The 14866-nt window shown below is 47.7% G+C and carries 17 protein-coding genes; 13 read left to right on the top strand and 4 right to left on the bottom strand.

What is annotated here, in order from left to right; genetic code table 11:
* Window positions 1-118 precede the first annotated feature (118 nt).
* A complete protein-coding gene (locus KNP88_RS00540) occupies window positions 119-1567 on the bottom strand; it encodes an NAD(P)H-binding protein (RefSeq protein WP_214891883.1) in 1449 nt (482 codons plus the stop codon).
* A 185-nt stretch (window positions 1568-1752) separates the two neighbouring features.
* Here KNP88_RS00540 and KNP88_RS00535 point away from each other — a divergent pair, with 185 nt between their 5' ends.
* From KNP88_RS00535 to KNP88_RS00510, 6 genes are all read left to right on the top strand, one after another.
* Entirely contained in the window at window positions 1753-2133 is a 381-nt protein-coding gene (locus KNP88_RS00535) for a hypothetical protein (protein WP_088837221.1), read from the top strand.
* A 237-nt stretch (window positions 2134-2370) separates the two neighbouring features.
* Entirely contained in the window at window positions 2371-3738 is a 1368-nt protein-coding gene (locus KNP88_RS00530) for a phenylacetate--CoA ligase family protein (RefSeq protein ID WP_214891882.1), read from the top strand.
* Between the two features lie 146 nt (window positions 3739-3884).
* Complete coding sequence (locus KNP88_RS00525) at window positions 3885-4349, top strand: SDR family NAD(P)-dependent oxidoreductase (RefSeq protein ID WP_214771133.1); 465 nt, start codon at window positions 3885-3887, stop codon at window positions 4347-4349.
* Window positions 4350-4780: 431 nt separating this feature from the next.
* Window positions 4781-5020, top strand: a complete 240-nt coding sequence (locus KNP88_RS15780) for a YcxB family protein (protein ID WP_353048765.1) — start codon at window positions 4781-4783, stop codon at window positions 5018-5020.
* A gap of 633 nt (window positions 5021-5653) precedes the next feature.
* The gene (locus KNP88_RS00515; RefSeq protein ID WP_214891878.1) at window positions 5654-6442 is read left to right on the top strand and encodes a DUF5694 domain-containing protein; all 789 of its coding nucleotides are present in this window, start codon (window positions 5654-5656) and stop codon (window positions 6440-6442) included.
* The gene (locus KNP88_RS00510; protein WP_251137094.1) at window positions 6408-7028 is read left to right on the top strand and encodes a VOC family protein; all 621 of its coding nucleotides are present in this window, start codon (window positions 6408-6410) and stop codon (window positions 7026-7028) included. The genes KNP88_RS00515 and KNP88_RS00510 overlap by 35 nt, the downstream gene beginning before the upstream one ends.
* On the opposite strand, the gene KNP88_RS00505 is transcribed toward KNP88_RS00510, so the two are convergent.
* Window positions 6999-7799, bottom strand: coding sequence for a zinc-dependent alcohol dehydrogenase (locus tag KNP88_RS00505; RefSeq protein ID WP_251137093.1), 801 nt, complete (start codon window positions 7797-7799; stop codon window positions 6999-7001). The two genes, KNP88_RS00510 and KNP88_RS00505, sit on opposite strands and share 30 nt — an antisense overlap.
* A gap of 303 nt (window positions 7800-8102) precedes the next feature.
* On the opposite strand from KNP88_RS00505, the gene KNP88_RS00500 reads away from it, so the two are divergent.
* The 6 genes from KNP88_RS00500 (at window position 8103) to KNP88_RS00475 (ending at window position 12148) form a co-directional block, all read left to right on the top strand.
* Complete coding sequence (locus tag KNP88_RS00500; RefSeq protein WP_353048764.1) at window positions 8103-8738, top strand: hypothetical protein; 636 nt, start codon at window positions 8103-8105, stop codon at window positions 8736-8738.
* A 371-nt stretch (window positions 8739-9109) separates the two neighbouring features.
* A complete protein-coding gene (locus KNP88_RS00495) occupies window positions 9110-9505 on the top strand; it encodes an RDD family protein (protein ID WP_088837214.1) in 396 nt (131 codons plus the stop codon).
* Window positions 9506-9635: 130 nt separating this feature from the next.
* The gene (locus tag KNP88_RS00490; protein ID WP_214891875.1) at window positions 9636-10097 is read left to right on the top strand and encodes a GNAT family N-acetyltransferase; all 462 of its coding nucleotides are present in this window, start codon (window positions 9636-9638) and stop codon (window positions 10095-10097) included.
* 123 nt (window positions 10098-10220) lie between these two features.
* Window positions 10221-10925 (top strand): ABC transporter ATP-binding protein, encoded by a 705-nt coding sequence (locus KNP88_RS00485; RefSeq protein WP_214811938.1) that lies wholly within the window; start codon window positions 10221-10223, stop codon window positions 10923-10925.
* Window positions 10922-11686, top strand: a complete 765-nt coding sequence (locus KNP88_RS00480) for an ABC transporter permease (RefSeq protein ID WP_214891874.1) — start codon at window positions 10922-10924, stop codon at window positions 11684-11686. Before KNP88_RS00485 ends, KNP88_RS00480 begins: the two co-directional genes overlap by 4 nt.
* Window positions 11687-11821: 135 nt before the next feature.
* Entirely contained in the window at window positions 11822-12148 is a 327-nt protein-coding gene (locus KNP88_RS00475) for an SMI1/KNR4 family protein (protein WP_157898485.1), read from the top strand.
* A 97-nt stretch (window positions 12149-12245) separates the two neighbouring features.
* On the opposite strand, the gene KNP88_RS00470 is transcribed toward KNP88_RS00475, so the two are convergent.
* Window positions 12246-12998, bottom strand: coding sequence for an SDR family oxidoreductase (locus KNP88_RS00470; protein ID WP_214891872.1), 753 nt, complete (start codon window positions 12996-12998; stop codon window positions 12246-12248).
* A 130-nt stretch (window positions 12999-13128) separates the two neighbouring features.
* On the opposite strand from KNP88_RS00470, the gene KNP88_RS00465 reads away from it, so the two are divergent.
* Window positions 13129-13833: a tubby C-terminal domain-like protein gene (locus KNP88_RS00465; protein WP_214891870.1), complete on the top strand. Its 705-nt coding sequence runs from the start codon at window positions 13129-13131 to the stop codon at window positions 13831-13833.
* Window positions 13834-14079: 246 nt separating this feature from the next.
* Here KNP88_RS00465 and KNP88_RS00460 read toward each other — a convergent pair whose 3' ends face one another.
* Window positions 14080-14826 (bottom strand): SAM-dependent methyltransferase, encoded by a 747-nt coding sequence (locus KNP88_RS00460; RefSeq protein WP_214891868.1) that lies wholly within the window; start codon window positions 14824-14826, stop codon window positions 14080-14082.
* Between the last annotated feature and the right edge of the window lie 40 nt (window positions 14827-14866).

Below are 14866 nucleotides of genomic sequence, written 5' to 3'. Positions count from 1 at the left end.
CCCTTTCTTACAGTCAATTGTAAGTGTATCATGTTTATTTTGCTTTCGTCATCTTACGGTTGCACACGAAAAAAGAGGCGCTCACGAATCGTGAGAAGCCTCTAAAAACAGTGCTGATTCAGTTCGGTTCCGGAACGATCATGTCTGATTCGTCGGGCTGTTCTTCTGTCGTCTGCATCAAGCGTAGCAGGTGCAGTTTAAAGAGATACATGACGATGAGATGGACATTCGCCTGGGTCGTTTTATAGAGCAACCATGGTAATGCGGGAACATATTCATGAATCGCGATGATACACTCTTGCGAACCCGGGATTTGCCGGAACTCGATGCGTCCATTGCTATCTTCTTTAACTTGAGCAAACAAGCCGCCCGTAATTCGGTACGTTGCCTGTTGATCGTCTTCGAATGGTTCTTTCGTCAGTTCAAGCAACGGGGCGTCAAGCAACGGAACATGAATCCGAACGACTGTTTCTTCCGCTGTCTTCGATGTAAGAAAAGGTTTCGCGAACGTCGATAACCAATCGACATAATTGTCGGCAGCCCAGTTCGCGTTCCGGTCGTCTGGAAGACGGACACGTTGGACGGACCGGACATCAAGCGTTTGTGATTTCTGGTGCGATGAAGAGCTTCCTGATTTTTTTGATTTCGACTCTTCTTCTTCTTCGATCGCCATCCGTACGGATTGCTCGAATGAAATTTTTCCGTCACTGATGCCCTCGACCATCTTGTCGGGATCCGCCACCATCTCATGGACCATACTTTCGACGAGCGGATAAACGGTTTCTTTCGGTTCTCCAGAGATGAGTGTCACCCAAAGCCGCGACAATTTGACGGTCATCAACGGTAAGTCGAAGGTCGGTTGTTTTTTGTCCATTACTTCCGCCGTCTTCAAAATCATTTCCTTGTACGTCATCGCTTCCGGACCGCCGATATCGATGGCACGATCCTTGAGGTCCTCGCGGTCGACGCTAGATCCGAGCGCATGAATGACGTCCGGTAGCGCGACGGGGTGGGTTTTGTTACGCGTCCAGCGCGGGAGTAGCATGACGGGAAGTCGTTTGACGAGTTTTGACAGAATCGGGAACGAAGACCCTTTCGGACCGACGATGAGCGCAGCGCGGATCGTCGTGACCGGTGTACCGTATGCACCGAGGACGCGCTCGACCTCAAGGCGACTTTTAAGATGACGTGATAAATTTTCCGTCTCGTCCGGAATGATGCCACTTAAGTAAACAATCTGCTGGATGCCGTTTGCTTTTGCAGCGCGTGCGTAATTGTCGGCTAAAATCAAGTCCATGTCTTCAAATGAGCCTTGCGTCAACTTTGCTGACGGCATCATCGAATGGACGAGGTAGATGGCGATGTCTGCTCCTTTTAATCCGGCTGTCGTATCCGCTAACGAAAAAAGGTCACACGAACGCCATTCGACATTCGCTTCATCTTCCTTATCGTCACCATTGCGTGACAAGGCAATGACGTCGTACTTTTTCTTCAACTCATTTAGTAGGTTATGTCCGATATAGCCTGTCGCACCGGCAAGTGCCAGGCGTTTACGTGGTTGCGTCATGTCAATTCCTCCTCATTAACTGCTTACTACAAAGATTTACCCAAACGACCTGCGATTTAATCAAACGAATGTTATAGTTAAAAACAAATGCTTCATCTTTTTAAAACAGGGAAAACAAATAAAGAAGATTTGCGCACTGTTTTGGAGGGATGGACAGTATCATTTTTTAGGGGAGGGAGACGGATATGAATGCTGTCTGTTTTTTGGACGAACGTCATCATACACGTTACCAAATGATATTGAAGCGATTGAATGCACGAAACCGTAAAAAGTATTCTTTTCAATCAATCTTATTTTTAGCGACGGGTAATCTAGCACTTATGCAATTGTTCAGTGACTATTTTTTTCCGGAGACGGGTGAATTTTTTTACCAAGAATTATTAGCGGAACCTGTCGAAGATTTAACCGTCGATGTCGAACGTCAATTACTCGTTCAGTTGTATAACGGCAGGACGACGTTGACGATCATGGAGATCATCGATCAGTTAGAAGAAACGGAGTTAGAGCTCGTCCTCGGAGCCATCCAAATCCGGTCATTCGGAAATCAAAACATGCAAGTACACTAAAGAAGATAGCCGTTGTCAGATGGACTTCGGTTATCTTTTTTTGTCATTTCAAGGATCGTTAACTTACATTTGTGAACTGAAGTTATTAATGTAAAACAGCATCTAAATAAAAGCTAAGCTTATGCCTTAAGATTTGGTTGTCTAGCGGCAGGACTGGAAATAAGATGTAAGTAACAGGGAAGGTGTGGCGACTGCTGACAGGTCGCGCGTCGAATGATGAGGAAGGGGAGTGAACATATGCAACTCAAAGAATCGATTTATTTCCATTCACCGATTTTCATTCAGAATATCCTAACGACGCTTTACGGACGGGTCTTGTACCAGGAACGTTACGGGTCCGCCTACCGTAATCGGTTAGAAGAATTGAAGCGGAAAGAACGGCAATCGATTGATCCCGAGCAGGAGCAATTATCCCGCCTGAATCAGTTTTTACTGTTTTGTCAGGCCTATAGCCCGTACTACAAAGAGTTGTTCGATAAGAAGCGGATTGAGCTTCCGCTTGCGCAGTTGTCAGAGTTAAAACAAATTCCCTTGCTCGATAAGGAGACGCTACGGACAAGGAATGCCGACGTCCATGCGCGGATTCATGCGCCGATTCTTGGAAAGACGGGCGGGACGACCGGGAAATCGATCCAAGTGCATTATACGAGAGAGGACATGCAAATTCGGATGGCGCACCTCGATTATTTCAAATGGACGCATGGAATTGAACAGGGAATGCGCCGGGCGAGTTTTACGGGACAGACATTAGCGGCAGAACAACAAAAGTCACCCGTCTATTGGCGGATGAATATGGCGATCAATCAAATGCTTTTTTCAATTAAGAATATTAACCCGTTGACGATCCCCGCTTACATCGAACAATTGAACCGATTTAATCCAGTGTCGATTGATGGTTTACCGTCGGGAATGATTGAGGTTGCACGATACGCCAAAAAACATGCCGTCAACTGTACATTCCGTCCGAAGGCGATTTTTCCGACGGCTGAAATGTTGACACGGGACGAACGTGCTTTAATCGAGGAAGTATTCCATGCACCGATTTTTGATCAGTACGCCTCGTCGGAAGGGGCACCGATTGTCGCCGAATGCCGCTACGGTAAAAAACATCTCCATTATGAGATGGGTATCATCGAAGTCGAAGCAGACGGTCAAATTCTCGTGACGAGTTTTGATACACATGGTACGCCCCTTGTCCGTTACCGGATTGGTGACCGGATGACGCTTAGTCACGAGACGTGTCCATGTGGGCATGGTGGTCCGATCATCGCATCGATTGACGGACGCGGACGAAGTTATATCCAGTTGAAAAATGGGCATCGAATCTTTGAAGGGGAACTCGCTGGAATCGTGCGGCGGTTCCCGAATTGTATCGAACGAGTCCAGTACATCCAAGAAGAAGCGGATGAAGTTGTGATGTTGTACGTACCGGACGAACGTTGGTTTAAACAAGAGCATGAAAAGGAGTTATACTTCGTGTTAGAGCGTTTGTTCGGTGGACAAATGGATGTCCTCTTAAAAGCGGTCCCGGAAATTCCGAAAGAAATCAGTGGGAAGACGTTGTTGATTAAACAATTGATTCCAGAGAACGAACGAGCCAATTGATTGGACTAGCCGAAATCAGAGCTAGTCTTTTTTGTGACGAATTGTAATATTAAGTGCAACACCTAGGAGAAAACAAAAAAAGCTCATGACGACCTCGTGTAAAATCTAATGGTCGAATAGTGACTGTAGGGAGTATGGGGTACGATGTGGGGATTAAAACTATCAAATTTGATGACATGAATTGGGATAAGGGTTATCAAGGAAATAATGTGTATAGTCAAAGTAAACTGGCGCAAATTATGAGTATCTATGAATTGCAAGACCGCCTGAAAAAAGCAGGTAAAACCAATGTTAAGGCATATGCCTGTCATCCCGGTTCGTCTTCTACGTCATTAATAACAACAAGCGGCAGCTTAGGTTTGAGAATCGTATTTGGTTTAATGAAATTGTCACCTATGGTTCAATCAGCAGAAAAAGGTGCATACCCTGAACTCATGTGTGCAACAGAGGGCAATCTAGATGAGAGTGGATTTTATGGTCCTACAGGAAGAGCCAACTGGGTAGGTCCTGTTGGCAACTGTGGTATTAAAGATCACGCCTTAGATAAGAAAGTATCAAAAAGACTATGGGAAGTCTCGGAAAAGGAAACGGGAGTTAGTTGGAATTTATAATTCAAAAAATTACTTTACTAGAGTATGGATCAATACTAGAAAAATTTATATTCAGCAGGTTTTTTAGAAGAAGTTCAAGCGAGAGCTTCCAGACTGTAGAAAGGAGCGATGTAATTGATTATAAAGTATCAATTAACGTTCGAGGATTTAATGTCTTTACAGAAAGACCTGATTGAAAACACAAAGTATCATAAAAAAAGACACAAATTTTTGTTGATCTATACGGAGATTTTAGCATTCTTCTATGGATTTACATCGATCTTGTATTTTTTACCTAGAACGATCCCCTTTGCAATTTTCTGCTCCATTGCTGTAACAGTAGGGATTTTGTTCGCTATTCTACTGAGGCCTCTTTTGAAAAAAATGTATCTGGCAATCGCTATGAGACAAGGCAGGTACTTCTTGAAAAAAATAGTAGTTGGCCGAGAAATGTGACGTTGAATCTTCATGAAGCGGGTATTGATTGGAATTCTGACGATGGGAAATTGAATCGAACACTTAAACTTGCTTGGGAATCGATTGAAAAAGTAAATGAAGATGAAAATCATATTTATCTGTATTATCAAAAATCTGAAGCATTAATTATCTCAAAGAACATACGTGTATTAAGTTTGACAGAGAAAAATGAGTTCAAACAGCTCATACGAAATCACTTAAATATTTCTCTATAAGTAAGAGATAGATTTGTTCCAAACAAGAAGGATATAGAATCTAATATGGTTCAATTGTAATTCAATCTTAAAAAGAGAAGAAATCTTGCAAGTTCATGTGTGAGATTGAAAGTTGTATGGTGGCAAAGTTCTTATAGAACCGGTGTTTTTTTGTAAGGGTGATAACGAAAATTGCGATTAACTGTTGTGAGGTAGCTTTATATTTCTAATGCTTACGACGAAGGGTACGAAGCATACGAAGCGTGATAAAATCAGAAAAAGTCTAATACTTCAAATCTAAAATCTATAAAAAAATCGGGGGGGCTTTATGAAATTCAAGTCATAAAAGATGGATTCATTTTGAAAACTTTAAAAATATCAATAAGCTCCTGAGACTAACTGAATTTTGACGTACTTCCTTTTTTAATTCCTTTAAATTCACTGAGCTGACATGAATCGGTTCAGTTTTTCTACCGGATTTAATCTTTCGGCAAGTGTATGGATTCTGCATCGCAGTTCGTCTTCTCCTTCTACTTGGAGGGAAGTCAGGTCGAGTCGCCTCTGACAATCAGCGAGAGGTCTATTTTAACGAAACGGACTAGGATTAGCCTCCTGTTTACAGTAAAATGGAAATAGTAGAAGGGAGAGGTATCGATGGCACAACGCGCAACCGTATTACTCGTCGGGACCGTTCATCTGGACCGTCCTGACAACGGGGACTTGTTTCGTCCGCGCATCTTTGATGTATTTTCAGACGAACGGCAGCGGGAGATTCAACAGGTCGCCGAGGTCCTGCAAACATTTCGTCCGACAGAAGTCGCGCTAGAGACTTTGCCTGAGCAGGCGGGTGCACTGAATGCCGACTATGCCGCTTACCTCAAGCAAAGCTTTACGCTGACGGCGAATGAACGCCATCAACTCGGGTTTCGAGTAGCGCGCTCGGCAGGTCTGGCCGGTCTGCAGGCGGTGGACTGGAATCAGACGGTGGAAGGTGTCCCGAATCTTGCGGAACTCGAACAGCTCGACCCGGTCGCGTTTGACCGCTTGATGCGTGCCGAACAACAAAAATCCGAGTCACTCGAAGCGACATTGCTCGAGCAGACCTACCTCTCGTTCCTTGAACAACTAAATGACAAGCAGGCGGTCGAAGCAAGTCACCGGACATACCGGCAACTCGCCCGGCTAGATCCGGCGACGCACGTCGGGGCGAGGTGGGTCATCCAGTACTGGTACTACCGCAATCTGTTAATCGCGAACCAGATTCTTGATTTGGCGGAGCCGGGGGAACGGATTATCGTCCTCTACGGTGCCGCCCATTTGCCGCTATTAAAACAATTTTTAGACGACAGTCAGGACGTCGACGTGATGACGTTCCCTGAACTGATCGCGAAGGGGAGTAACGCCGATATTGTTTCATTATCATCTTTGGACGCCGAACGTTGAGGCGACGGAGCAGTTTTATGAAAAATTAGGCTTTGCGGTCACACAGCGGATCGGAAAGACCGACGGCGCGTTTACCGCGTTTGATCCGCCGTTGACATGGGATGACTTCCGGGACGACGGGATCCGCTTTCGAATCATCGAGATGAAACGCGGCGCCATCAACGTCACGTTCGGTCACGGGAAAGCCGTCCGCTTCGACCATCTCGGTTTTCTCGTGACACCCGAACAACGGACGCTGCTTCTCGAACGTGCACAACAGATGGACTGGACAGTCCAAGCGAACGAACGGCGGACATTCATCCAGACCCCGTACGCCTGTCGGATTGAACTGCAGACGCATCACGATGCGATTTTATCGGACGGTCCTCATCTGAAACGGCTTGAGCTCTCAACGAAGCAAGTCGGCTTCGAACAGGAGTTGAAGCGGTTGTTCGGCCATGCAATCGATGAAGTGACGACGGTGCCTGGTGATCATACCGTCTTACAGCAATTCGTCTTTACGGGGGAAGACAGGGAAGCCGTCGATCCGAACGGCGTGTCTGTCAGACAAACACAGTCACCGGTCGTAGCTGACAAACACTTTTAACGGTTTTGCACCTGCCTGTAAATCCTCGAAACATGGAATCAAGTCCGACCAATCGACCGACTGTTCAAACAGCTTGAGTAAGGCAGGTGTCTTTCGGGCGACCGGCAAAAACCAGTCCGCATGGGCGCGGTAATCGAGCCCGTCACTCGATCCGACGATCCGTAACTCTTTTGCATAGAAGCTCGGGCAGAGCGACAAGACGTCGTAATTGCCGTCAGAGAGAATACAGAGCTGACCGTTTGGAGCGAGTGCCTCCTGAAGATGCGCAAACGCGGTTTGCCGTCCCGAACATTCGAGGGCAGCGGCATAGGTATTCAGCTCGAGGTCGTTTCCGGACGTAACCGTCCGGGTTGCCCCGAGCTGTTTTGCGAGTTGGTGGCGTGTCTCGTCCGGGTCGACGGCGTCAATGCGCGAGAGACCGAAGTAGTGACGTAAGTAAAAGACGGTCAATAATCCGATCGTCCCGAGCCCGGTCACGGCGACGGCATCCGACGGACGGGGATTAAGTTTATGGACGCCTTTTGCGGCGTCACACGATAAGATCGTCAACAAGGCGAGTTGCGGCGGCAGGTCGCGCGGGACGGGAATGGCTTTTGCTGCGCGGACGATGGCGATGTCCTGATGACCGTAAAAAGCGACGACACGGTCGCCGACACGGATATTTGAGACATCCTCTCCGATCGCCAGCACTTCCCCGTAACTTTCATATCCGGTCTCTTTCGGATAGGTCGGGGCGAGCTCTGACCGGTCAGTCGCCATGACTTGCGGCAATTCAGCGCCGATGCTGATTGCTCAATGTAATGTCTGGATGAGTAGTTCATCTGCTTGCAAGGGCGCTAAGGGGTGCTCGACCCACTGGAGCGTCCGGGGGGCCGTCAATTGCAGTCTGTGTGGCATGCGTTCAGTTCCTCCGTTTTCTTAACATGAATATCCTGATAATGGAATTATAACATGAAGGTAAATCAGTATATGACAATTTTGTAAGGTTGAAAGAAACATCGATTGCCCGATTTTTAAAGTGTTTTCTGCTATGCTGAAAAGGTAGAGCGGAGCTCACGAGTATCTAAAAAGGAAGTGGCGAACATCGAGCAGATTGAGATGTCGATCCATCGTGGATTAGTGGAATTAAAAATGTTAGATAAACGGATTAAAAAAGGTCAGCTTGGTCACTTTATCGGATTGCATACGGGAGACAAACCGCCTGTCGGTTTTCCGAACGTCGAACAGTTCGCGACGGAAGCGGCGGCAAATCTCCAGTCGATTCGCACATTGATTGAGCGTCGAAATCAAATCAAAGCAGCGATTACCGCATCGAATGCCGTGACGCGTGTCCGAATCGCCGGGACCGAGATGACGGTCGCGGAAGCGATTGATCGTCGCGATACGGGTCTTGACTATGATCGCCAATTGTTACAAACGCTCAAAACACAACTGCATGAAGTGGAGCAGACGATTGAACAGGAACGTATCGAGATCGAGCGGCGTGCAGAAAATCATATCGAAGCGACATACGGTGCGCGTGAAAAAGGGGACGCGGAAGAAATTGAAAAAACGCGTCGTCTGTTCATCCAACGATTAGAACCGAAATTGATTGACCCATCCGGTCTTCGGCAAGTCATTCAACAGTTAGACGAGTCAATCGACGCATTTGATGCCGAAGTCGATTTCAGTCTATCTGAAAGTAATACACTTACGAAAATATTAATCTAAACCTACCATCCTGTTTGTCTGATGATTTCATAACCGAACACGCGTCGTCCGTGCGATAACGGACATCTTCTAATCGGTTGACCGATTAGCATCCAAGATGGTCCTTGCGACCGTCCGGTCAAAGCTGAATGTTCAACGATCAAAGGACAACGCTGACGCTTCAACACTCAGACAGATTACTGTTCAAACATCAACGGTCACCGTTCGATTAAATCCATGAGAAAACGGGAAAAGAGAGGGGATGTTCGTTGCCTCTGAAATCACCGCATGGCTGGGCAGACAGGACGTTTCATCGTTTTGCATGACGCCACTTCTTTCTTCAGAAAGAGAAGTGGCATTTTTTTAATTCAAATCGAGAAAGGATGATTTAAATGGAATCTCTCACAAAACGAAGAATCGGAGCGGCTGTCGTTAACTTGATGGTGAACGCTGTCATTGTAAATGTCCTTGAAGAAACAGTTCTCAAACGGGTCAAACGTCCCGTCATCCGTGGCATCGTCACCCAGTCCGTCGTCGATGTCGTCATGGAAACGGTTCAATTACGCTTGACGGATGGCCGAACGGTCGGCAGTCGTGTCATGGGACTCCGTGTCGTCAGTCAAGACGACCAACCGTTGAAAACGACACAAATCCTTAAACGGATTGCTTACCGTGAAGTATTCACAGCAGGGAAATTCTTTAAGGACCGTCAGCGTTATCTGGAGGATGCCTCCGTTTTACCGGAAGATGAGTTTGCGAAAACACGTGTCATTCGTGAAGGACGGTAAAATCGCTTGTTTCATTGATCCATGTACGCTATAACCCGTATCGCGCTTAGTCTGTTGAAGCGATGCGGGATTTGTTCGTGTCTTGAGCAAACTGTAGAGATCACAAGAACGCAGAGGAGGTGAATGGCCAATGAATCCTTTCATGACGATCGAAGACATTAATGACGCGAATCTGGCCGCGGTTCTCGGATTAAAAGTCGCAGCCGCGCAGCGCGCATATATCGAAACGAACGCGCAGTCGCTTCAGGAAGCGATGAACGATCACGACCACGACTGGCGTTGTTATGCCTTATGCGAAAACAGGCAGCCGGTCGGGTTCATGATGATTGGTGCGGAAAACCGGACGGACAAGTACATCTGGCTTGACCGGTTCATGATCGGTCAGCAGTATCAAGGACAAGGGCTAGGAACGCAGTTTTTAAAACGAGCAATCGGTTTCATCGAAGACCATTTCGAAGTCGATGAAATCGTGTTGAGCTTACACACAGAAAATACGTATGCAAAATTTTTTTACGTGCAAGCGGGCTTTACTGATATCAAACGGATCGATGAAACGAACGGCGAAGAAATTTGGGTCTATCGTCTGACGTGATATCCGCGATTCGTTCATCTGTATGGTGTAAGCCTTGGGCATCTGTCGAACCTTCTCGCTGTCCGCGCGGCAACCGTCCCTGCTACACTAGAAAAAACGACCAAAAAGGTGAGGTGGAGTGGTGTGGCAGTCATTGAATTTAAGGATGTCCAGTACAAATCGATACTCAAAGGGATCTCCGGGACGTTTCGGGAAGGAAAAATCACGACGCTCGTCGGACCGAGCGGTGCCGGGAAAACGACGTGTCTGAAACAAATCAACGGATTACTTTCCCCGGACGCCGGGACGATTTATTTTAAGGGGACCGATTTAAAAGACATCGATATGATGGAGCTTCGAAAAAAGATTGGCATGGCCTTTCAAAGTGCCCCGATGATTGCGGGGACTGTGTACGACAATTTGAATCTTCCGAAAGCGATCTTCAATCAGACATTGGAACAGGAAGAGGCCAAGCGTCTGTTGGAGCGGGTCGACTTGAAAGAGGTCCCGTTGACACAAAACGTCAAGGAACTGTCGGGTGGCGAAAAAAGCCGCATCGCGATCGCGCGGACACTCGTCAACCGACCGGATATCCTGCTGCTCGACGAGATCACGGCCAGTCTCGATTACCGGATGGTCAAGGAAATCGAGGCGCTCGTCCAAAAGGTTCAACGGGAATTCAACGTGACGGTGATCTGGATTACGCATGATCTCGAACAGGCGCGCCGTGTCAGTGATGACATGTGGTTCTTAAAAGACGGGCAATTGATTGAACAGGGAACGATTGAATTGATTGAGGGCTCGGATAATCCCGCCATCGAAGCGTTCGTCAAGGGGGTCGACCAATGAGTTACGTGCAACTCGCTTCCGCCTTAGTCTTCATCTTGATTCCGTTAGTGCTGACATATACGTTAAAGCTTGGACTTGGCAACGACATTTTGATAGCGACGGTCCGGTCGATCGTCCAGTTGCTGATTGTCGGTTATATCTTGACGTTCGTTTTCGAAAGTGACAGTAAAATTTACATCGGGTTGATGATTCTGTTGATGATTGTCGCGGCAACGCTCAACATCATCAAAAAAGGTGACGGAATTCCCGGGATTACGGGCATTATTTTACTGACGTTAGTCAGTGTCGAAGTCTTGACGATGGGCATCATGCTCGGTCTTCAAATCATTCCGTTCGAAGCGCAGGAAGTCATTCCGATCAGCGGGATGGTGATCGGCAACTGTATGATTTTGTCGCTCCTGTTCCTGAATAAGTTCAAGGATGAGGTCGAGCGGGGCGATGAGGTCATTGAGCTGATTTTAGCGCTCGGAGGTACTCCGAAAACAGCGATTGACCGAAGTTTGAAAAGCGCTATCCGGACGAGTATGATTCCGACGATCGAGGCCCAGAAAACGATGGGACTCGTCCAGCTTCCCGGCATGATGAGCGGTTTGATCATCGGTGGGGCCGATCCGATGGAAGCTGTCATGTACCAGTTATTAATCCTGTTCCTGATTTTGACGAATGCTGCCGTGTCATCCGTCATGGTCGGCTACCTGTCCTACCGGAAACTGTTTAATCAAAAAGCCCAGTTCCTTGGGTTGACCAATCGAAACGACTAAGCTACCCTAGAAAAATACGTAATGACGCTAACAGATTTCGGGAGTTTCCGAAGTCTGTTTTTGTTTACTAACATAAAGAAGCATCGAACTGAAGATGAAACAGCGACGTGCTCCTAAAAGGGATGTGAAGAAGAAGTGATGACGATTGAACAAGTAATGGCGATGTTACCGGTTGAGGAAGAAGAAATACGATTGACAGATGTCGATGGATTGCCACGTTATGCATGTGTTCATCCGGTTGATCTGTTTGAGGAATCACAAGCGATTTTTCGGAGTATCATTGAAGTCGAACACCATCAAGCGGATCGATTAAAATCATGGTACATCATCGGATACGAAGACATGGATGGGGACCTGTTATGTGTGGATCTCGTAACGAGTGAAGTGATGGTCGTCGGTCATGAAACACTGGAACGCGAAGAAGTCGTCGCTCCGTCCTTGACTCAATTTTTGCAAGGATGACGTCTGATTTGAATGAAACGCAAATAAAGTAAAAAGGTCACGGGACAATCGGATTGTCTCGTGACCTTTTTCGTTCTCTTGAAGAGAAATGGCTCGATTATTGACGGATGAAGCCACCTTCCGAATGCAGAATTTGCCCGGTGATCCAGGCACCTTCGTCACTGACGAGAAATGAAATCAGGCGGGCGACGTCGTTTGGTGCCCCGATGCGGCCAAAGGGAAATTTCGGTAGCAGGGCGGAGCGGATCTCATCCGTCATCCAAGTCGAGTCGGTCGGACCGGGGTTGACGGCGTTGACCGTCACGCCGAACGGTGCAACTTCCTGCGCGAACGTCTGCGTAAAAGCAGAAATCGCACCTTTCGTCGCGACATAAGCAAGTTCACCCGGCATCGGTCCGCGTTCCTGGCCGGATGTCATATTGATGATCCGTCCTGAAAGTAACGGTGACGCTTGCAGCTGGCGGGCGAACTCGACCGATAACAGTAACGTCGAGCGAATATTGACTGCATAATGAGTGTCGAGCGCTGCGGCGTCGAGCGACAAATAGTCAGTCTGCGTCGAGTGAGCGGCGTTGTTGATTAAAATCGACGGTTGGCCGAGCGTCTCAACGACGGTTTGATGGACAGTTGCCGCCGCCGCCGGATTGGCTAAGTCAATCCGGAATCCTCTTGCCCGGCCACCGAATGTTGCTAACTCCGCTTCAAATGATGAGACCCAGTCGGCTTCCGCTTGCCAGGCGGTGAAAAAAATCTCGATGCCTCGTGCGGCAAGCGTCCGACAGATCGCTGCCCCGATATCCCGTTCGTGACTGGCACCGGTCACGAGTGCGATTTGTCGTTGTTCAATCATGCTGCATCTCCTCCTCGAACTCCATCGTTTAACATATTTTAACTCATTTAGATAATCCTTACTATCGTAAACGTGCTAGTGTACACTAAAAATGAAGGAACCGAAATAGTGGAAGGAGGCAAGAAAGACGATGGGTGAAATGTTGTTCCTCTATGGATTATTCACGATTGGGATGGTCATCCGCTTCCTCTTAACCGGCATGTTCAGTTGGCTGGAATTTGGTTTGATTTCGTTGTTGCTGCTCGCAGCACTTGGTGGCGCGCTTCTCGATTACTGGCAAAGCAGGCGCGACATGCGGTACGGGGGACGTGCGAACACGTTAACGACACGTTGCGTCGAACGGACGACACGACGACCGAAATACGTGCTGGAAGGTGCACAGCAGATCGGGTCCTATCGACGGAGCTATCAAAAAGGATGGCAATTTTTATTCGTTCAGCTCTCGGCAAAACTGCGGGGGTGGTTCTTGAATCTGAACTTCAGTTTTTCGGACCGTACTGTTTCTTACGTCGAACAACGGAGTTCCCTCCTAGCGCGGAATCAAAAGTGGCTCGTCTATGAAAATGGTGAAGTGGTCGGAACGGTCCGGACCGACGCGTCACTGAAACGGATGAGTACATTCAAAGAAGTCATGCTCCTGTCCTATCAAGACGTCGAGTACGAAGTCACGTCCTCGACGTTATCTTCGAAAATAGAAGTGCGGCGGGGGGCTGAGGTGATTGCGACGAGTAAAGCGAACTTGCGGTCCGACGTAACGTTTCAAGTCAAGGAACAGCAAAATCGGTCCCTGATCTTGTCGGTGCTCGTATTGTTCCATTATCATTTTCAATCGTAAGTAAAGGCACAAAAAAGTGTTCATGAAGCACATGATCATTCATTGGTGTATGATTTAGGAACACTTCAGTGAAAGACGGGAGGCGCCAAGATGGATAAAACAGATGGCTGGATCATCGTCAGCGTATTGGTCGGATTGTATTTCGGTTTATTCGCTAAACCGAAACGCGTGAGCGGAAAAAAAGCAAAGTGACAAAAAACCATGGAGGTCGTCCTCCATGGTTTTTTGTCAGGTGCACATCAGGACTCACGTTGCTACGTTCTTTTTATATAGCAGAGGTCCATTATCGTGCTTTTTTTGAAATACTGCCGTCCACAGTCCAGTACGACCGAACGTCGTCGCGGATGCCGGCATGCTCACCATCGGTCTGATTTCAATCACGTCGAAGTCAGCAAAAATCAACCGTAACTTCTCTTCCGTGAATCCTAAGCCACCGTTTAAGCTGCGTGTCCGGTACACTTCCCAGTCGGAGATGTCGGATCCGCCGAGCTCACCGCCTTCGATAAAACAAGTCAGGGCGAAATGTCCGCCGTCCTTTAAGGAATCGGTGACGAGCGTAAGATAATCGCGTCGGCGGTGTGGGGCGATATGATGGAAGCAACCGGAATCGTATACGATGTCATACGCCTCTTTAACAAGGGGGAAATCAAAGATGTTCCGTTCGATGAAGTCGACGTCGAGCTGCTCCTCCTGCGCCCGTTCGCGTGCCCAGTCAAGCGACTCGCGCGACAAATCGACGGCGGTCACGGTACATCCCTGCCTTGCAAAATACAGCGCGTTGCGTCCCGGACCGCAACCGAGTTCCAAAACGTGACCCGGCGCGAAGAGGCCGCGCTCAAAATACCGGACGAGATTTTCGTCCGGTTTATTGACGAAAAAAGGAATCCGTTTGTCCCGGTCGGCGTAAAAGCCGTTCCAGAATGCTGTCGGTTCACGCAGTAAATCGTCAAGCATGTCAAGTAAATCATCGTGCGTTTGAATCATTTCTTTCATCTGTCGACCTACTTTCAAACAGGGTATGAATTGCTTTTCA

Source organism: Exiguobacterium sp. H66 (assembly GCF_018618705.1).
Classification (GTDB): domain Bacteria; phylum Bacillota; class Bacilli; order Exiguobacteriales; family Exiguobacteriaceae; genus Exiguobacterium_A; species Exiguobacterium_A oxidotolerans.
The sequence above is the reverse complement of the archived record's forward strand: the minus strand, read 5'-3'. Positions and strand labels throughout refer to the sequence as shown.